This is a genomic window from Streptomyces caelestis, from assembly GCF_001279005.1.
GTDB classification, from domain to species: domain Bacteria; phylum Actinomycetota; class Actinomycetes; order Streptomycetales; family Streptomycetaceae; genus Streptomyces; species Streptomyces heliomycini.
Map to the genome: position 1 here is coordinate 36,081 of NZ_LGCN01000017.1, position 19,164 is coordinate 55,244.

The window sequence follows — 19,164 nt, forward strand, 5'->3', positions numbered from 1 at the left end:
GATTCCTATACTCGTCGCGGGGGAGGGGGTCTCGGCGTGCGACACCATGTGCCCGTACCGACCACGGAGAGCGGCGCGCTGCCCGGCCCCGGGCCGGCCACCGGCCCGAAGGAGCCGGGAGGGAACTCCGGCGGCGGCCGCGGACCCCGGCCGTTCCCGAGCGGTCCGCCCGCCGCCGGGCTGCTGACGCTGCCGCTCGCCGCCGGACTGTGGTTCCACGCCCTCCCCCGCATCGGCTTCCGGGAGATGGGCGACTACGGGCTGCTGGACCGCCTTCCGGCCACCTACTACCTGTCGCTGCTGGTCCTCACCGCCGGCTTCGTCATCGGCCTGCGGCGCGCGAACACCGCGCCCTGGTGGCCGGCCGCGCACTGCGCCGCACTGCTGTGCGCGCTCAAGGCCCCACCGGCGGTGCTGTACGACGCCGTGCGCTACCCGTGGGCCTCCAAGCACGACGCCGTCGTCGACACCCTGCTCGCCAACGGCGAACTGCGTCCGGGCGCGGCGCTGTCGGGCAACATGTCCGCGTACGACCAGTGGCCGGGCCTCTTCACGCTGAACGCCGGTCTGGTGCGCGCCGTCGGCGTGGAGAGCGCCGCCGCGTACGCCAACTGGGCGCCGATCGTCCTCGGCCTGCTGCTGCTGCCGGTGCTCGTCCTGATCTACCGCACCTTCTGCCGGGACTGGCGGCTGGTGTGGACCGCCGTGTGGATCTTCCAGCTCGCCAACTGGGTGGGCCAGGACTACTTCGCCCCCCAGGGGCTCGCGTACCTGCTGCACCTGACGGTCATCGCGATGGTGCTGCGGCACTTCGTGCGCCCCGGGTCCGCCGGGCGGCTGCGCGACCGCACCGCCCTCGACCCGGCCGCCGCCGACGTGCCGCCGCCCACGGGGACCCGGCAGCGCGCGGTCTGCGTGGTGGTCCTCGCCCCGCTGATCGCCGCCGTCAACGCCACGCACCAGCTCACCCCGGTGATGCTCTGCGTCTGCCTGTTCGCGCTCACCCTCACGCGCCGCTACCGCAATCACGGGCTGCTGGCCGTCGCCGTGCTGCTGATGCTCGCCTGGGACCTGACCATGGGGCGTCCGCTGTTCGTCGAGACGCTGTCCACCCTCGAGGAGTCGCTCGGCGAGCTGACGCGGAACTCCCGCGCGGGCTACGCGGGGCAGCTCACCGGGCCCGGCCCCGAACTCGCCGGGACCGCCAACGTGCTGATGGTGCTCGCGGTCGCCGCGCTCGCCGGGACCGCCCTCGTGCTGCGGCGCCGGCTGGTCCGCAGCGCGCTGCCGCTGCTGCTGGTCTCCGCCGCCCCGGTTCCGCTCTTCGCCGTCAACGACTACGGCGGCGAGATGCTCTTCCGCGTCTATCTGTTCGGCCTGCCGGGTGCGGCGTTCTTCGCCGCCGCCGCGCTCGTGCCCGCCGCGGGCACGCACCCCGGCCGGGCGAAGGCGCCGCGGCGCAAGGCCGCGGCCGTCGCCCTGCCGGCCGTCCTGCTGGTGCTGACGGCCGGCTTCCTGCCGTCGTACTACGGCAAGGAGACGATGTACTACACACCGCCCGAGGAGACCGCGCTGGTCACCCGGGTCCTCGACAACGCCCCCGACGGCTCGCTGATCCTCTCCACCAGCGGTTCCTTCCCGCAGGCGCTGCACCGGTACGACCGCCTCGAGCACTGGTTCTTCGCCGAGCAGGAGCTGCCCGAGAACGAGAGGATGCTGGAGGACCCGGCCCGTTACCTCGCCGACGGGATCCCGCCGGGCACCAGGACGTACGTCGTCCTCACCCGCACCCAGGACGTCTACACCGCCGGCGAGGGCCTGCTGCCCGCCGGCGGATTCGAGACGCTGCGCACCAAGCTCTCCGCCTCCCCGCTCTTCCGGACCGTCGAGAACCATTCCTACGGCGTCGTCCTGGAGTACCGTCCGACCGCCCGAGGATCGACCACGAGGTGATCGAAGTGACGTTGAAGGCCACCCGGTTCCGTCAGGTCAGCCCATGAGCGGCACCGACTCCTCGAACCCCGCCGGCTCCGCGAGCGCCTCTGGAACCGGTGCGTCCCGTGGCCGCGGAGGCATCCGGGGGCACGGGACGTACCTCAGAGTCCTCATCGGCGCCTCGGGCTGGCTCGCGCTGGCCGCCACCACCGTGTCCGGCCCCTCACCGCTGCGCTGGATCCCGGTGCTGCTCTTCACGCTGTTCGGTCCGGGCTGGGCGGCGCTGTATCCGCGGCCGGGCGGGCCGGCCACCGGCGCCCTGCTGGAGGCCGTCGCGCTCGCCGCGCCGGTCAGCCTCTCGCTCGGTGTGCTCACCGCCACCTCGCTGTTCCTGGTCGAGGGCTTCTCGACGACCTCCTTCCTGGTCCCGCTCGCCGTCTTCACCACGGTCGTCGCGGCCCTGCCGGGGCTGCCGCCGCCCGCCGCCCGGCGCGGCGCGGTGGAACGCGTCGGGCGCGGGCCCGCGGACGGCGGTGGCACGTGACGGGGCCGCACCGGCCGCGCGAGCGGTCCGGGTGGCGCGCGCCGGGGGACCCGGGGCGCGCGAGGCACGGCTGTACGGCGGTCGTCCTGCTGGTGGTCGCCGCGCTGCTGACCGGGCTCGGGTTCTGGGCCGGCCGTCCCGACGACGCGGACCCCTCCGGTCGGGGCCTGCCCGGCGACGCGGCCTCCGGCCCGCTGCCCACCGGCCCCTGCGCCCCCACCGACACGCTGGTCCCGCCCTGCGGCGCCTGGTGGGGGGCGTACGTGCCGTACGCGGCGAACGGCTCGCTCAAGGACGCCGTGCTCGGTTTCGAGAAGAGGATCGGCCGCAGGCTCGACCTCGTCTACAACTACCACGACATGTCGGGCACCGAGCTCGACGGGCAGTTGCTCACCCCCGACGAGCAGGAGCTCGGCAGGGACCGGCTGCTCATGCTGGCCTGGGAGTCCACCGTCTGGACCGAGCCGCACCACGAGAACTGGACGGAGACCCAGCTCGGCTGGGGGAACATCGCCTCGGGGAAGTACGACGAGGAGATCGTCGACCCGCAGATCCGGCGCCTCAAGGCCTACGGCAAACGCGTCTTCCTCTCCTTCGACCAGGAGACCGACGCCCGCGTCGAGGAGGGCGCCGGCACCCCGGCGGAGTTCGTCGCGGCGTACCGCCACCTCCACGACCGGTTCCGCGAACTGGGGGCCGACAACGTCGTGTGGGTGTGGACCGTCTCCGGCCACCTCGGCAGCGGGAAGGAGATGAAGGCCCTCTACCCCGGGGACGAGTACGTCGACTGGATCGCGATGGACCAGTACAACTACTACGGCTGCCACGGCACCACCGACTGGAAGGACTTCCTGCGCAGCCAGCGGCCCGGTTACGCGTGGCTGCGCGCGAACGTCACCGACGCCAGACCGATGATGCTCGCGGAGTTCGCCACCGCGCCCGACGCCGACGACCCGGGGCGCCAGCGCGACTGGTACACCGGGATCCCCGGCGCCGTGAAGGAACTCCCGGAGGTGAGGGCCCTGGTGCACTGGAACCGGCCGGCCTCCGAGAGGCCCGAGTGCGATCTGACCGTCAACGACGGTCCGGGGCTCGAGGGGTACCGGGAGGCGGGGAGGGACGGGTACTTCCAGCAGCCCGTGCCGCCCCGTTGAGCGGTGTACGGCCCCGGGCCGCTCAGTGGCCGGGCGGGCCGTTCCGTCCGCCGCGGCGCACGAGCCGGGCCCAGCGCGTGCCGTGCTCGGGGGCGGCGGTGGCCCGCTCCACGGGCCCGCCGGGCTTCTCGCGCAGCGCCGCACGCAGCCCGAACACCGAGACGACCGCGACCGGCGTCATGCCGATCAGCACGGCCCATCCGGCCCCCGCGATCCCCGCCGGGGTGAACAGCACGGCCGCGCTGCCCAGCACCAGCGCGCACATCGCGCCCTGGAGCGCGGCGAGCGCACCGGTGCGCCCCTGCACCCGCAGCACCCCGATGTACAGCTCCACGACCACGCGGGGCAGCGCGCCGAGCGCGAGCAGCCGCAGCACGGTCGAGCCGTGCTCGGCGTAGTCCGCGTCGAACGGCGTGAGGATCCGGGGCGCGAGGACGACCAGCACCGCGACCACCGGCACCAGCAGCAGCGTCATCCTGCGCAGCGCCCCCCGCACCCCGTCGGCGAGCCGGCGGGGGTCGTGCGAGGCGTGGGCGGTGAGCGACGAGGCCATGTTGACGGCCATGAACTCCATCGTGCCGCCGACGGTGTACGCCACGTAGAAGTAGCCGTTCTCCGCCGCGCCGAAGCGGACCGCGACCATCACCGGCAGCAGATTGATCATGGCGAGGCTGAACAGCGCGCCGAGCGAGTCGCCGGCCAGGAAGCGGCCCATGGCCCGCAGGCCGGGCGGTTCCACCTCGTGGTCGGCGGCGGCCTGGCGCGGGACGAGCCGGCGGAAGACCAGCCAGCCCAGCGGCAGGGTGGAGAACGCGATGGCCGCGGCCCAGGACACGAAGACGCCCAGCACGGGCAGCGCGCTCGCGAGGACCGCCAGCAGGACCAGCTTGCCGACGGAGAACACCGCGTTCCCGGCCGGCACCCACTCGGCCTTGCGCAGTCCCGTGAGCACGCCGTCCTGGAGGGTGAGCAGCGCCCACGCCACGCACGCCGCGACGAACAGCGCCCCGGTCAGTGGTGTCCCGAGGGGCGCGTAGGAGGGACCCCACCGGTCGAGCGTGAGCAGGAAGACGCCCGCGGCCAGGGTGACGACCACCGAGCTCGCCAGGTACACGCCCCACACCAGGTGTCCGGTCCCGCGGCCGGCGCGCGGTACGAAGCGGACCACGGCGCCGATCATCGTGGTCGCGGTGATGCCGGCGAGCAGCCGCATCGCGGCGATCGCGGCGGAGCCCCGGCCGACGGCGTCCTCGGAGTAGCAGCGGGCGGCCACGAGCCAGAAGCCCAGTCCGAGGACGGCGGACACGCCCGTGCTGAGCATCAGGAAGTAGGCGTTCTTGAACAGGGAGTCGGAGCCCGGCGCGTCCCCGGCGGGCCGGGGCCCGCCGTCGGCGCGCACCGCGGCGGACCCGTGCGTCCGGGTGCCGGTCACGGCCCGGCTCCGGCCCCGCCGGCCGGCGTCCCCGGCCGCGTCGGCCGCTTCGGCGGTTCGGCCGGCCGCGCCCCTGACCGCTCCAGCACCTCAACGGCCTCCCCCGCCCGCAGCGGGTCCACCGGCAGCGCGTGCCGCGCGAACCAGCGGGCCGCCCCGGGCGCGGGCGACGGGTCGGTGAACTCCTCCCCCGCGTAGTCGTCGAGGGGAGGGTCGTAGAGGTAGCCGACGACGATCCCGCGCCGGGCCAGTGCCGCCATCGCCGCGTCCCGGTCCGCCACCAGCAGCGGTACCCGGAACAACGGCTGCACCCGGCTGCCCTCCCCCGGCCGGGCCCACCGGGTCGACAGCAGCAGCTCGGTGCCGTCCCGGCAGGATCGGAGCACCTCGTCCAGCCGTTCGAGCCCGCGCCCGACGCGCCGCAGCCGCAGCGGGCCGGGCTCCCCGCGGTAGGCGTGCAGGTCGACGCGGACCCAGGGGTCGTACGCGGCCAGGTCCGGGGCCGCGCCGGCGGCCCGGGCCAGCGCCTCGGGACGCAGCGGCATCCTGATCCCGTCGCGCTCCGTCAGTCCCAGCAGCCCCAACGTGGCCCGGGCGGCCCGCCGCAGCCCCAGCCCGCGTACGGCGGCCTCCGCGTACGGCCGTAAGGCGTAGGCGAGTTCGGACGCCGAACGGGACGGGGCGAGCAGCTCGTCGCAGGTGGCCCGCACCGCCTCGGCCAGGCCCGGATCGGCGAGCGAGAGGAAGCCGCCCGCCTGGGCGTCGGCGTGTTTGGAGAGGCTGAAGACGGAGGCCTCGCCCCAGGCCCCGACCGGCCGCCCGCCGACCTCGCTGCCGATCGCGTGCGCCGCGTCCTCCAGCAGCGGGATGCCCAGCGCGTCGCAACGGGCCCGCAGCCGCGGCGCCGGATCCGGGTTGCCGTACAGGTTCGTGGTCAGGACGGCGGACAGCGAGCCCCACGTCTCCTCGGGCACGGCGTCGACGTCGACGGTCCCGTCGAACGGGTTCAACGGCGCCTGCACCGGCCGCAGTCCCGCCGCCAGCACCACGAAGAAGACGACGTCGTCGTTGACCGGCGACATCAGCACCCGGCCGCCCGGCGGGCACCAGTGGCGCAGCGCCACGAACAGCCCGAACCTGCACGACGGCACGTACACGCATTCCCGGCCGAGCCGGCCGCGCATGGTCTCCTCCAGCCGTTCCGGCTGCGATCCCGAGCGCGCCGAGCGCGGGCCGGCCTCCCCCCTGACCATCCGCCCCCCCGTGTGCCGTCGGAACGCCCCCTCCCCGAGGCCTTCCGGCACCCGCCCAGAGTCGCCCCGTTCGCACCGTTCCGTCAAGATTGCCTCCCCTCCTGTGGACAACTCCCGGTACGGAAGGGGAAGCGGGGCGCCACCACGTCGGCTCTGCCCAAGACCGCCGTCGCACCCGTAACGTGTGGCACGGCCACGGACACGTGGAGCACCTGCGCACACGAAAGCGAGGCAGCACCCGATGCCCCCCTTCGATGTCCCCGAGGGCGATCCCTTCGGCCCGCACAACCTGCCGTACGGCGTGTTCTCGCCCTCCGGTTCGTCGGAGCGGGCCGTGGGCGTCCGGCTCGGCGACCACGTCCTCGACGCCGGCGCGGCGGCGCACGCCCTGGGCTCCCCCTACGCCTCCCTGCTCGCCCGCCCGACCCTCGACCCGCTGCTGGCGGCGGGCCGTACGGCCTGGTCGGACGTGCGGCGGGCGCTCACCGCGTGGGTGACCGTCCCGGCGCACCGGGAGACCGTCGAGCCCCTGTTCCACCCGCTGTCCGAGGTGACCCTGCACCTCCCCTTCGAGGTCGCGGACTACGTCGACTTCTACGCCTCCGAGAACCACGCCCGGAACGTCGGCCGGATCTTCCGTCCCGACGCCGCCGATTCCCTGACCCCCAACTGGAAGCACCTGCCGATCGGTTACCACGGCCGCTCCGGCACGGTCGTGGTGTCCGGCACCGACGTCGTGCGCCCCTTTGGCCAGCGCAAGGCGCCCGACGCCGCAGCCCCGGTCTTCGGGCCCTCCGTCCGGCTGGACATCGAGGCCGAGGTCGGCTTCGTCGTCGGCGTGCCGTCCGAGCCGGGCCGGCCGGTGCCGCTCGGCGGCTTCCGCGACCACGTCTTCGGCCTCTGCCTCCTCAACGACTGGTCCGCCCGCGACGTCCAGGCCTGGGAGTACGTGCCCCTCGGCCCGTTCCTCGGCAAGTCCTTCGCCACCTCGGTGTCGGCCTGGATCACCCCGCTGGACGCCCTGGAGGAGGCCCGCGTCGCACCGCCGGAGCGCACCCACGAGCTGCTGCCCTACCTGGACGACGCGGCCGAGGAACCCGGCGGCTACGACCTGCGGATCACCGTCACGGTCAACGGCCACGTCGTCTCCGAGCCCCCCTTCTCCACCATGTACTGGACGGCCGCCCAGCAGCTCGCCCACATGACCGTCAACGGCGCCTGTCTGCGCACCGGCGACCTGTACGGCTCCGGCACGGTGAGCGGCCCCGCCGAGCGGGAACGCGGGTCGCTGCTCGAACTGACCTGGAACGGCCGCGACGCCCTCGAACTCCCCGACGGCAAGCGGACGTTCCTGGAGGACGGCGACGTGGTGACGCTGTCGGCCTGGGCGCCGGGTCCGGACGGCGTCCGCGTGGGCCTCGGCGAGGTCACGGGCCGGGTGGTCCCCGCGGTCTGACCCGTCCGGCCCTCGCCGATCTTCGACGACCCCTGACTCGCACCGCCCTTCGCCGTCATACTTGGCGTCGGGCGGTGTGTGCGTTCGCGCCGCGCTCCCCCGCACTTCCCGCACGCCCCAGCACGACCCGAAGCCGCCCTCTTCCGACAGGATCCGGAGCCCGTGGCATGACCGTCTGCCTGCTCCTGCTGAGCGTTGTCGCCGTGACGGCCGCCGTGCCCGTCCCCCGGGCGCTGACCCGGTCGAAGTGGCCGGAACGGGAACCGGTGGTCGCCCTGTGGGTGTGGCAGTGCCTGGTCGCCACCGTCCTGCTGTGCTGCGTCACGGCCCTCGCCCTGGGCGCCGCCGCCGTCTTCGGCACCGTCCGCGCCCAGCTCTTCGCCCCGGCCCCGCCCGCGGTCACCGCGGCGTACGACCTGTCCGCCGCCTCGCCCTGGACCATCGCCCTCACCCTGCTGCTCGCCTGCGGGGCGGCCTGGACGACGGCCATGCTCGGGCGCGAACTGGTCGAGGCCCGTCGTCGGCGCGCCCGCTCCCGGGCGCACCTGCGGGAACGCGCCCCCGACCTGCCCGCCGGTCTCCCGGCGGCCCGCGGTCCGCTCCTGGTGCTGGAGGAGGAGTACCCGGACGCCTGGTGGATGCCGGGCAGCCCGCCCCAGCTGATCGTCACCACCGGCGCCCTGCAGCGGCTCACCGACCACCAGCTCGACGCCGTCCTCACCCACGAGCGGGGGCACGCCCGCGCCCGTCACGACTGGCTGCTGCACCTCTCCACCGCGCTGGCCACCGGTTTCCCCCGGATCCCGCTGTTCGCGCACTTCTGCGACCAGACCCACCGCCTGGTGGAACTGTCCGCCGACGACACGGCCTCCCGCCGCTGCGGCCATCTGACCACCGCGCTGGCGCTGATCGAGCTCAACCAGCACCGCGGCGTGCTGTCCTGCGCCTCCAGCCGCCGCCTGCTCGGCGAACGCGTCGACCGCCTCCTGGAGCCCCCGCCCCGCCTCGACCGCCGCCACCGCGCCCTGACGACGGCCGCGGCGACCCTGGTCCCCCTCGTCCCCCTGGTGATCACCTTCGCCCCGGGCCTGACGGCCCTGCCGTAACCGTCATGCCGCGGTCGGCCGGGCGCTGGAGGTCCGCAGCCCGGCGTTCGCGGGGTGCCTCCCAGGCCCTAAGGACTGGGATCGGAATGAGGGCTTCTTCGCTCGGGAACGACGGGCTGTCAGTTCATGTCGGTACCTGCCAGACAGGGGGGTGGGTCCGGCCGAGACACGTGGTGGAAGCGAGCCGTGGCCGGCCGAGGACGCTCTGTGGGAGCGGATCGAGCCGCTGCTGCCGGTGGTCGAGCGGCGTTTCCGGTATCCGGGACGTCGGCGGATCGACGACCGTCGGGTGCTGTGCGGGACCCTGTTCGTGCTGTGCACCGGCATCCCGTGGCGGCACCTGCCGCAGGAGCTCGGCTTCGGATCGGGGATGACCTGCTGGCGGCGGCTGCGGGACGGGAACGAGGCCGGGGTGTGGCAGCGCCTGCACGAGCTGCTGCTCGGCGAGCTGCGGGCGGCCGGATGCTGGACTTCTCCAAGGCCGCCATCGACTCTTCGCACGTGCGCGCGATGAAGGGCGGACCAGCCACCGGGCGCTCCGAGATCACCCCGGTCATCGCCCGACGCGGCGCCGAACACGGCTCCTGTCTCGGAGTCCACCGCTGGGTCGTAGAGGGCGCCATCGCGCTGCTGCACCGGTTCCGGCGCCTGCGCATCCGCTGGGAGATCCGCGACGACGTCCACCAAGCCTTCATCACCCTCGGCTGCGCCATCATCTGCTGGCGACGGCTGAAGACCTCGGTCAGCCCTTAGTGCCGGGCGTCGTTGTCGCTGCCGAAGTCGGGTGCGTCGGTGGACAGCAGGTGTTCGGCGCCGCCTTCGAGGGCCTTGGCCGTCTCGGTGGAGCGGGGGAGCATGGTCTTCTCGTAGGTGCGGATCGCGTCGGCGACGGTGGTGGCGTTCGCGAGAGCGAGGGCGATTTCGCTGGCGTCGAGCATGGCGAGGTTGACGCCGACGCCGAGCGGGGGCATGAGGTGGGCGGCATCTCCGAGCAGGGTCACCGTCGGGTTGTGTTCCCACGTGTGCGGGACCGGAAGGGCGAAGATCGGACGGTCGACGTAGGGGCCGTCGTTCTCGGTGATCATCCGGCGTATGCGGGGCGACCAGTGAGCGTACTCGCCCAGGAGCAGGGAGCGGATGCCGTCGGTGTCCTCGGCTGTCAGGCCGCTCGTGCTGATCCAGTCGACCGGGACGCGTTGGATGATGTAGACGCGGATGTGGTTTCCGCTGTTGCGCTGGGCGAACAGGCCGCGCTCGCCGTCGGCTGCGTGGGCGCTGCCCTGGCCGACCAGCTCGGCCAGGTCCGGGTGCCGGTTCTCGACGTCTGAGAACCATGCTTCCAGGAAGCTCACCCCGGTGTATTCGGGGACGGCGGGGGACACCGCCGGGCGGACGCGGGAGGAGGCGCCGTCGGCGCCGATGACCAGATCGGTCTGGACGGTCGTGCCGTCGGTGAAGTGCAATTGCCGCGGACCGTCGTCGGGTCCACTGATCGTGTCGATGGCGCGGCCCCAGCGCACGGTTCCCGGTTGCAGGGAGTCGAGTAGCAGGTTGCGCAGCTGGCCACGGTCGATTTCCGGCTTGAAGAGTTCGTCGGGCGCCGGGACTTCATGGGACGTGATCGTGCCGGTCGGGTCCATCTGGCGCATTTCCTGCCCTTCGGGGCGGGCGAGCTTGAAGAACTCGTCGAGCAGACCGGCTTCGCGCAGGGCGATCTGGCCGTTGTCGGCGTGCAGGTCGAGGGTGCCGCCCTGGTTGCGGGCGTCGGGGCCCCGGTCGCGGTCGTAGACGGTGACCGCCATGCCGTGCTGCTGGAGGATGCGGGCGCAGGTCAGTCCGCCGGGGCCGGCGCCGATGACGCTGATGCGTGCCCGGGCGGGTTCTGGGGAGTTCATGGTTGTCCCTTTCAGTCGGCGAAGAGAGGCGAGCAGGCCGGGCGTTGTCGACCTCAGCACCAACACCGGATGTGCCCCGCGGAGGGCCTCTCAGGTGAACAGGTCGGCGCGGTGCAGACGATGACCAGGCCGACGAGGATGTGCCGCTCAGGTGCTCGCGCATGTCCATAAAATCAGAGCAAGTAGAAAAGTGCAACGACTCTACTTAGCGACTAACTCGACTATCGAGTACGCTGTAGTCATGACCGTGCCCTCTGTCAGCCGCCGCGACCGCAAGAAGGCGGCCACCCGGCAGGCGATCGCCGACGCCGCACTGCGACTCTTCCTGGAGCGCGGCTACGATCAGGTGAGCATCCGTGACATCGCCGACGCCGCCGACGTGTCGACCGCTACGGTGTTCAAGCACTTCAGCGGCAAGGAAGCACTGGTATTCGACCAGGACGAAGACCGGGAGTCACAGCTGATCGCCGCGGTGCGGCAGCGCCGCTCCGATCAGAGCATCCTCGATGCCCTTCGACAGCACGTCCTGGACACCTGGCCGTCGATCGAGGCACACCCCCAGGCGGCCGAGTTCACCAACCTGGTGAACTCAACGCCGGTGCTGCGCGCCTACTCCGAACGCATGTGGACCCGGTACACCGACAGCCTCAGCGCAGTCATCGCCGACGAGTTCGGCGTGGGGCACGACAACCTCGCATGTGTGGCTCTTGCCCGATTCGTACTCGAGATCCCGGTGCTCGCTCGCGGTCGGCAGGACCGTCGGGCCGCCATCGAGGCAATCTTCGACATCCTCACCCACGGCTGGGAGCCGCCGGGCAAGCCGCCCGCGCCGTAGCGCCTGGACCATTCCCTGGGCCCGTCCTCGACCAGCCTCGGCTTGCCCCACTACACCTATCGGTCGCACTCACCCTCTGCCTGGCAAACGAGACCTGACACCCCGTCATTCCAAGACGGCAAGCACCTCCTTCTGATCCCCGTCCCAAGGCACTGGGGGGAGGCACGACTGCCCGTAGCTGCGTGACAGCCGCCTACGTCCAGTCGGGCTCCTCCTCGGGCCAGTCGTCCGAGCCCCCGGAGTCCTCGGACCCGGACCCGGACCCGGACCCGGCACCGGCACCGGCACCGGCACCGGCACCGGCACCGGCACCGGCACCGGCACCGGCACCACCGTCCCCCGGCGCCGTCAACCCGGCCAGCACGGCCACCACGCCCTCCCCGTACGTCGCCAGCTTCTTCTCCCCCACCCCGCTGATCCCGCCGAGCTCGGCCACCGACGTGGGCCACACCGTGGCGATCTCCCGCAGGGTGGCGTCGTGGAAGATGACGTACGCCGGGACGCCCTGCTCGCGGGCCTGCTCGGCGCGCCAGGCGCGCAGCGCCTCGAACGCGGGCTGAAGCTCCTCGGGCAGCTCGGCCGCGGCGGCCTTGGCCTTGCGCTCGCCCCGGCCGCTCGTGCCCCGGGCCGCCGTCGGCTTCTTCGGCTCCTTGCGCAGCGGCACCTCCCGCTCCCGCCGCAGCACCGATCCGCTGGCCTCGGTCAGCACCAGCGTGCCGTACTCCCCCTCGACCGCGAGCAGTCCCTGGGCCAGCAACTGGCGTACCACGCCCCGCCATTCCGCCTCGGTCAGCTCCTCGCCGATGCCGAACACGGAGAGCTGGTCGTGGTCGAACTGGATGACCTTGGCCGTGCGCCGCCCCAGCAGGATGTCGACGATCTGCACCGCGCCGAACTTCTGTCCTCGCTCCCGCTGCAGCCGCACCACCGTGGACAGCACCTTCTGCGCCGCGACGGTCCCGTCCCAGGTCTCCGGCGGGGCGAGGCAGGTGTCGCAGTTGCCGCAGCCCGTCAGGTCCGGGTCCTGGCCGAAGTAGGCGAGGAGCCGGCCGCGCCGGCACCGGACGGTCTCGCACAGGCCGAGCATCGCGTCCAGGTGCTGGTTCGCCCGCCGCCGGAACGCCTCGTCGCCCTCGCCGGACTGGATCAGCTTGCGCTGCTGTATGACGTCGTTGAGCCCGTAGGCCATCCAGGCCGTGGACGGCAGTCCGTCACGCCCCGCGCGGCCCGTCTCCTGGTAGTAGCCCTCGACGGACTTGGGCAGGTCGAGGTGGGCGACGAACCGGACGTCCGGCTTGTCGATGCCCATGCCGAAGGCGATGGTCGCCACCACGACCAGGCCCTCCTCCCGCAGGAACCGCGCCTGGTGCGCGGCGCGCGTCCCCGCGTCGAGGCCCGCGTGGTACGGCACCGCCTCGATGCCGTTGCGGCTGAGGAACTCGGCGGTCTTCTCCACCGAGTTGCGCGACAGGCAGTAGACGATGCCCGCGTCCCCGGCGTGCTCCTCGCGCAGGAAGCCCAGCAGTTGCTTCCTGGGGTCCGCCTTGGGCACGATCCGGTACTGGATGTTGGGCCGGTCGAAGCTCGCCACGAAGTGCCGGGCGTCCGGCATGCCGAGCCGCTCGGTGATCTCCCGGTGCGTGGCGTGCGTGGCCGTCGCCGTGAGCGCGATGCGGGGCACGTCCGGCCACCGCTCGCCGAGCAGCGACAGCATGAGGTAGTCCGGCCGGAAGTCGTGCCCCCACTGGGACACGCAGTGCGCCTCGTCGATCGCGAAGACGGAGATCTTGCCGCGCGAGAGCAGGTCCTGGGCGCTGTCCAGCCGCAGCCGCTCCGGCGCGAGGTACAGCAGGTCCAGCTCGCCGGCGAGGAACTCCGCCTCGACGACGCGCCGCTCGTCGAAGTCCTGCGTGGAGTTCATGAACCCGGCCCGCACGCCCAGCGCCCGCAGCGCGTCCACCTGGTCCTGCATCAGCGCGATGAGCGGGGAGACGACGACTCCCGTACCCGGCCTGACCAGGGCCGGAATCTGGTAGCAGAGCGACTTTCCACCACCGGTCGGCATGAGCACGACGGCGTCGCCGCCCGTGATCACGTGCTCGACGACCGCTTCCTGCTCGCCGCGGAAGGCGTCGTACCCGAACACCCGGTGCAGCGCGGCCAGCGCCTCGCTCTCCCTCACTGTCATCCCGCCACTACCGCCCGTCACCCTGCCCTCGTGAGCCGTCCCTCGACCACTGCCTCCACGATAGGGGTCCGCACCGACAGCCCCGGGGTTGTCCACAGACTCACCCGTACGACGGCGGCGGCCCGGCTCCCCGAAGGGTGCCGGGCCGCCGTCGGCGTGCCGGTGGGCGCCGCGTCAGCGCACGAAGACTCCCGCGTCCCCCGCCAGCTCCAGGAAGTACTGGGGTGCGACGCCCAGGACCACCGTGACGGCCACGCCGACCCCGATCGCCGTCATCGTCAGCGGTGACGGCACCGCGACGGTCGGGCCCTCGGGGCGCGGCTCGCTGAAGAACATCAGGACGATCACGCGGATGTAGAAGAACGCCGCGATGGCCGACGAGATCACACCGACCACGACCAGCGGGGCCGCTCCGCCCTCCGCCGCCGCCTTGAACACGGCGAACTTGCCCGCGAAGCCCGAGGTCAGCGGGATGCCCGCGAAGGCCAGCAGGAACACCGCGAACACCGCCGCCACCAGCGGGGAGCGACGGCCGAGGCCCGCCCACTTCGACAGGTGCGTCGCCTCGCCGCCGGCGTCCCGGACCAGTGTGACCACCGCGAACGCGCCGATCGTCACGAACGAGTACGCCGCCAGGTAGAAGAGGACGGACGAGATGCCCGACGGCGTGGTCGCGATGACGCCCGCGAGGATGAAGCCCGCGTGCGCGATCGACGAGTACGCCAGCAGCCGCTTGATGTCGGTCTGGGTGATCGCCACGATCGCGCCGGCCAGCATGGTGACGATGGCGACGGCCCACATGACCGGCCGCCAGTCCCAGCGCAGGCCCGGCAGCACGACGTACAGGATCCGCAGCAGCGCGCCGAACGCCGCCACCTTGGTCGCCGCCGCCATGAAACCGGTCACCGGCGTCGGGGCGCCCTGGTAGACGTCGGGCGTCCACATGTGGAAGGGGACGGCGCCGACCTTGAACAGCAGGCCCATGACCAGCAGCGCGGCGCCGACCAGCAGCAGCGCGTCGTTGCCCATGGTGTCGGCGAGCGCCGGGTCGACGTCCTGGACCGTGCCGTCGACGACCTGCGCGATCGTGGAGTACGACATCGAACCCGAGTAGCCGTACAGCAGCGCGATGCCGAACAGCGTGAACGCGGAGGCGAATGCGCCGAGCAGGAAGTACTTGACCGCCGCCTCCTGCGACATCAGCCGCTTGCGGCGGGCCAGCGCGCACAGCAGGTACAGCGGGAGCGAGAGGACCTCCAGCGCCACGAACAGCGTCAGCAGGTCGTTGGCCGCCGGGAAGACCAGCATGCCGGCGACCGCGAAGAGCAGCAGCGGGAACACCTCGGTGGTGGTGAACCCGGCCCTGACCGCCTTCTTCTCGCTGTCGCTGCCCGGTACGGACGCGGCCTGCGCGACGAAGGAGTCCACCCGGTTGCCGTGCGCCTCCGGGTCGAGCCGGCGCTCGGCGAAGGTGAACAGGCCGACCAGCGCCGTCAGCAGGATCGTGCCCTGCAGGAACAGGGCCGGTCCGTCGACGGCGACGGCGCCCATCGCCGCGATGCCCGCCTTGGTCGTGCCGTAGCCGTCCGCGGCGAGCGCCACGACCGCGGCGAAGGCGGCGGCCAGCGCGACCACGGCGACGAACATCTGCGCGTAGTAGCGCGACTTGCGCGGTACGAACGCCTCGACCAGCACCCCGAGGACCGCCGCTCCGACGATGATCAGGGTGGGCGCGAGCTGCCCGTATTCGATCTTCGGCGCGTCGATCTTCGAGATCGGGTCGGCCGCCGTTGTCCACAGGCTGTGGACGGCTGTTGCGCTCACTTGGCCGCCTCCACCTCGGGCTGAGGATCCTTCTTCTGTACGTCGGACATGGTGTGCTCCACCGCCGGGTTCACGACGTCCGTGACGGGCTTCGGGTAGACGCCCAGGAAGACCAGCAGCACGACCAGCGGCGCCACCACCGCGATCTCCCGCACCCGCAGGTCGGGCATCGCGGAGACCTCGGGCTTCACCGGACCGGTCATCGTCCGCTGGTACAGGACGAGGGTGTAGAGCGCGGCGAGGACGATGCCGAAGGTGGCGATGACGCCGATCACCGGGTAGCGGGTGAACGTGCCGACCAGGACCAGGAACTCACTGACGAAGGGCGCGAGCCCCGGCAGCGAGAGGGTCGCGAGTCCGCCGATCAGGAAGGTGCCGGCGAGCACCGGGGCGACCTTCTGCACCCCGCCGAAGTCGGCGATGAGCCGGGAGCCGCGCCGCGAGATCAGGAATCCGGCGATCAGCATCAGCACGGCGGTCGAGATGCCGTGGTTGACCATGTAGAGCGTCGCCCCGGACTGACCCTGGCTGGTCATCGCGAAGATGCCCATGACGATGAAGCCGAAGTGCGAGATCGACGCGTACGCGATCAGCCGCTTGATGTCGCGCTGGCCGACCGCGAGCAGCGCGCCGTAGATGATGCTGATGACCGCCAGCACGAGGATGGCGGGCGTCGCCCACGTGCTGGCCTCGGGGAACAGCCCGAGGCAGAAGCGGAGCATCGCGAAGGTGCCCACCTTGTCGACGACCGCCGTGATCAGCACGGCCACCGGGGCGGTGGACTCCTGCATGGCGTTGGGCAGCCAGGTGTGCAGCGGCCACAGCGGCGCCTTCACCGCGAAGGCGAAGAAGAAGCCGAGGAACAGCCAGCGCTCGGTGTTCGTCGCCATGTCCAGCGAGCCGTCGGCCCGCGCCTCGGCGATCTCGGTGAGCGAGAAGTTCCCGGCGACCACGTACAGCCCGATCACCGCGGCCAGCATGATCAGACCGCCGGCCAGGTTGTAGAGCAGGAACTTCACCGCCGCGTACGACCGTTGCGTCGCCGCCTTCTCCTCGCCGTGCTCGTGGGCACGGTCCCCGAAGCCGCCGATGAGGAAGTACATCGGGATCAGCATGGCTTCGAAGAAGATGTAGAAGAGGAAGACGTCGGTGGCCTCGAAGGAGAGGATCACCATCGCCTCGACGGCCAGGATCAGGGCGAAGAAGCCCTGCGTCGGCCGCCACCGCTTGCTCCCGGTCTCCAGGGGGTCCGCGTCGTTCCAGCCGGCCAGCACGATGAACGGGATCAGCAGGGCGGTCAGCGCGATCAGCGCCACCGCGATGCCGTCCACGCCCAGCTCGTACCGGACCCCGAAGTCCGCGATCCAGGCGTGGGACTCCGTGAGCTGGTAGCGGTCGCCGTCCGGGTCGAACCGCACCAGGACGGCGATCGCCGAGGCGAGTGTGGCGAGCGAGAACAGCAGGGCCAGCCACTTGGCCGCCGTGCGCTTCGCGGCCGGTACGGCGGCCGTGGCGATCGCCCCGATGGCCGGGAGCACCGCCGTCGCTGTCAGCAGAGGAAAGGACATCGGTATCAGACCGCCCTCATCAGCAGGGTCGCGGCGACCAGGACCGCCGCGCCGCCGAACATGGAGACCGCGTAGGACCGCGCGAAGCCGTTCTGCAGCTTGCGCATCCGTCCGGACAGGCCGCCCAAGGAGGCCGCCGTGCCGTTGACGACCCCGTCGACCAGGGTGTGGTCGACGTACACCAGCGAGCGGGTGAGGTGCTCACCGCCGCGGACCAGGACCACGTGGTTGAAGTCGTCCTGGAGCAGGTCGCGCCGGGCGGCCCGGGTGAGCAGCGACCCGCGCGGGGCGACGGCCGGCACCGGACGGCGCCCGTACTGGGCCCAGGCGATCGCCACGCCGACGACCATCACCGCGACCGTGGCGGCCGTCACGGTCGCGGCGCCGATCGGCGCGTGACCGTGGTCGTGCCCGGTGACGGGCTCCAGCCAGTGCATGAAGCGGTCGCCGATGCTGAAGAAGGCGCCGCCCGCGACCGACCCGACGGCCAGCACGATCATCGGGATCGTCATGATCTTCGGGGACTCGTGCGGGTGCGGCGGGGTGTAGGCGCCGCGGGTCTCGGCGGCGGGCTCCACGTCCGGCTCCGCCGGGGACGGCGTCGGCGCGTTGCGCCACCGCTCCTCGCCGAAGAACGTCATCAGCATCACGCGCGTCATGTAGTACGCGGTGATGGCCGCGCCCAGCAGGGCGCAGGCGCCGAGGATCCAGCCCTCGGCGCCGCCCTTGGCGAACGCCGACTCGATGATCTTGTCCTTGGAGAAGAAGCCGGACAGGCCCGGGAAGCCGATGATCGCGAGGTAGCCGAGGCCGAAGGTGACGAACGTGACCGGCATGTACTTCCTGAGGCCGCCGTAACGGCGCATGTCGACCTCGTCGTTCATGCCGTGCATCACCGAGCCGGCGCCGAGGAACAGCCCGGCCTTGAAGAAGCCGTGCGTCACCAGGTGCATGATCGCGAAGACGTAGCCGATGGGGCCGAGGCCGGCGGCGAGCACCATGTAGCCGATCTGCGACATGGTCGAGCCGGCCAGCGCCTTCTTGATGTCGTCCTTCGCGCAACCGACGATCGCACCGAACAGCAGCGTGACCGCGCCGACGACGGTGACGACCAGCTGTGCGTCCGGGGCGCCGTTGAAGACGGCCGCGGACCGGACGATCAGGTACACGCCCGCCGTCACCATGGTCGCCGCGTGGATCAGGGCCGAGACGGGCGTCGGGCCCTCCATCGCGTCCCCGAGCCAGGACTGCAGCGGCACCTGGGCGGACTTGCCGCAGGCGGCGAGCAGCAGCATCAGCGCGATCGCGGTGAGCTTGCCCTCACCGGCCTGCCCGGCGAGACCGGGCTCCTCCAGGGTGCCGAGCACCGGCCCGAAGGCGAAGGTGCCGAACCACAGGAACATCAGCATGATCGCGATGGACAGGCCCATGTCGCCGACGCGGTTGACCAGGAAGGCCTTCTTCGCCGCCGTCGCCGCGCCGGGCTTGTGCTGCCAGAAGCCGATCAGCAGGTAGGAGGCGAGACCGACGCCCTCCCAGCCGACGTACAGCAACAGGTAGTTGTCGGCGAGGACGAGGATCAGCATCGCCGCGAGGAACAGGTTCAGGTAGCCGAAGAAGCGGCGGCGCCGCTCGTCGTGCTCCATGTACCCGACGGAGTACAGGTGGATCAGCGAGCCGACGCCGGTGATCAGCAGGACGAACGTCATCGACAGCTGGTCGAGCCGGAAGGCGACGTCGGCCTGGAAGCCCTCCACCGGGATCCAGCTGAACAGGTGCTGCGTGACGGTGCGTTCCTCGGCGCCCTTGCCCAGCAGGTCGGTGAACAGCACCAGGCCGAGCGCGAAGGAGACGGCCGCGAGCAGCGTGCCGACCCAGTGGCCGACGGCGTCCAGCCGGCGTCCGCCGCACAGCAGGACCACCGCTCCGAGCAGGGGCGCCGCCACCAGCAGCGCAATCAGGTTCTCCACGATT

The 19,164-nt window shown here is 72.1% G+C and carries 12 protein-coding genes and 2 pseudogenes; 7 read left to right on the forward strand and 7 right to left on the reverse strand.

The annotated features are described in order from the left end of the window. The first annotated feature begins 36 nt into the window (after positions 1 to 36). From ADK41_RS02640 to ADK41_RS02650, 3 genes are read left to right on the forward strand one after another with little or no spacing between them, the layout of a single operon-like run. Positions 37 to 1,953, forward strand: coding sequence for a hypothetical protein (locus ADK41_RS02640; RefSeq protein WP_234318652.1), 1,917 nt, complete (start codon positions 37 to 39; stop codon positions 1,951 to 1,953). 43 nt (positions 1,954 to 1,996) lie between these two features. Beyond that, positions 1,997 to 2,479 (forward strand): hypothetical protein, encoded by a 483-nt coding sequence (locus ADK41_RS02645; protein ID WP_234318651.1) that lies wholly within the window; start codon positions 1,997 to 1,999, stop codon positions 2,477 to 2,479. Then, on the forward strand, positions 2,476 to 3,633 hold the full coding sequence (locus tag ADK41_RS02650) for a glycoside hydrolase family 26 protein (protein ID WP_030823328.1): 1,158 nt from the start codon (positions 2,476 to 2,478) through the stop codon (positions 3,631 to 3,633). Before ADK41_RS02645 ends, ADK41_RS02650 begins: the two co-directional genes overlap by 4 nt. Before the next feature lie 46 nt (positions 3,634 to 3,679). On the opposite strand, the pseudogene ADK41_RS02655 reads toward ADK41_RS02650, so the two are convergent. Together ADK41_RS02655 and ADK41_RS02660 are read right to left on the reverse strand one after the other, a co-directional pair. Beyond that, positions 3,680 to 5,032: pseudogene (locus tag ADK41_RS02655) on the reverse strand (lipopolysaccharide biosynthesis protein); the annotation flags it as partial. A gap of 29 nt (positions 5,033 to 5,061) precedes the next feature. Then, positions 5,062 to 6,318, reverse strand: a complete 1,257-nt coding sequence (locus tag ADK41_RS02660; protein WP_030823322.1) for a DegT/DnrJ/EryC1/StrS family aminotransferase — start codon at positions 6,316 to 6,318, stop codon at positions 5,062 to 5,064. Positions 6,319 to 6,559: 241 nt separating this feature from the next. Between ADK41_RS02660 and fahA the strand changes: the two genes are divergently transcribed. The 3 genes and pseudogenes from fahA to ADK41_RS38645 all read left to right on the forward strand — a co-directional run bounded on the left by fahA (position 6,560) and on the right by ADK41_RS38645 (position 9,633). Further along, positions 6,560 to 7,774, forward strand: coding sequence for a fumarylacetoacetase (gene fahA, locus ADK41_RS02665; RefSeq protein WP_030823319.1), 1,215 nt, complete (start codon positions 6,560 to 6,562; stop codon positions 7,772 to 7,774). 167 nt (positions 7,775 to 7,941) lie between these two features. Next, positions 7,942 to 8,880, forward strand: coding sequence for a M56 family metallopeptidase (locus tag ADK41_RS02670; RefSeq protein ID WP_030823316.1), 939 nt, complete (start codon positions 7,942 to 7,944; stop codon positions 8,878 to 8,880). A gap of 151 nt (positions 8,881 to 9,031) precedes the next feature. Next, positions 9,032 to 9,633: pseudogene (locus ADK41_RS38645) on the forward strand (transposase). Here ADK41_RS38645 and ADK41_RS02680 read toward each other — a convergent pair. Next, on the reverse strand, positions 9,630 to 10,775 hold the full coding sequence (locus ADK41_RS02680) for an FAD-dependent oxidoreductase (RefSeq protein WP_030823310.1): 1,146 nt from the start codon (positions 10,773 to 10,775) through the stop codon (positions 9,630 to 9,632). The pseudogene ADK41_RS38645 and the gene ADK41_RS02680 sit on opposite strands and share 4 nt — an antisense overlap. A gap of 241 nt (positions 10,776 to 11,016) precedes the next feature. Between ADK41_RS02680 and ADK41_RS02685 the strand changes: the two genes are divergently transcribed. Then, on the forward strand, positions 11,017 to 11,610 hold the full coding sequence (locus tag ADK41_RS02685; protein ID WP_030823306.1) for a TetR/AcrR family transcriptional regulator: 594 nt from the start codon (positions 11,017 to 11,019) through the stop codon (positions 11,608 to 11,610). 193 nt (positions 11,611 to 11,803) lie between these two features. On the opposite strand, the gene recQ is transcribed toward ADK41_RS02685, so the two are convergent. The 4 genes from recQ to nuoL all read right to left on the reverse strand — a co-directional run bounded on the left by recQ (position 11,804) and on the right by nuoL (position 19,160). Further along, a complete protein-coding gene (recQ, locus tag ADK41_RS02690) occupies positions 11,804 to 13,798 on the reverse strand; it encodes a DNA helicase RecQ (RefSeq protein ID WP_051843061.1) in 1,995 nt (664 codons plus the stop codon). A gap of 174 nt (positions 13,799 to 13,972) precedes the next feature. Then, positions 13,973 to 15,622, reverse strand: coding sequence for an NADH-quinone oxidoreductase subunit NuoN (nuoN, locus tag ADK41_RS02695; protein ID WP_030823300.1), 1,650 nt, complete (start codon positions 15,620 to 15,622; stop codon positions 13,973 to 13,975). Then, positions 15,619 to 17,190 (reverse strand): NADH-quinone oxidoreductase subunit M, encoded by a 1,572-nt coding sequence (locus ADK41_RS02700; RefSeq protein ID WP_030823294.1) that lies wholly within the window; start codon positions 17,188 to 17,190, stop codon positions 15,619 to 15,621. The genes nuoN and ADK41_RS02700 overlap by 4 nt, the downstream gene beginning before the upstream one ends. A 5-nt stretch (positions 17,191 to 17,195) precedes the next feature. Beyond that, complete coding sequence (gene nuoL / locus ADK41_RS02705; protein WP_030823291.1) at positions 17,196 to 19,160, reverse strand: NADH-quinone oxidoreductase subunit L; 1,965 nt, start codon at positions 19,158 to 19,160, stop codon at positions 17,196 to 17,198. Positions 19,161 to 19,164 lie beyond the last annotated feature (4 nt).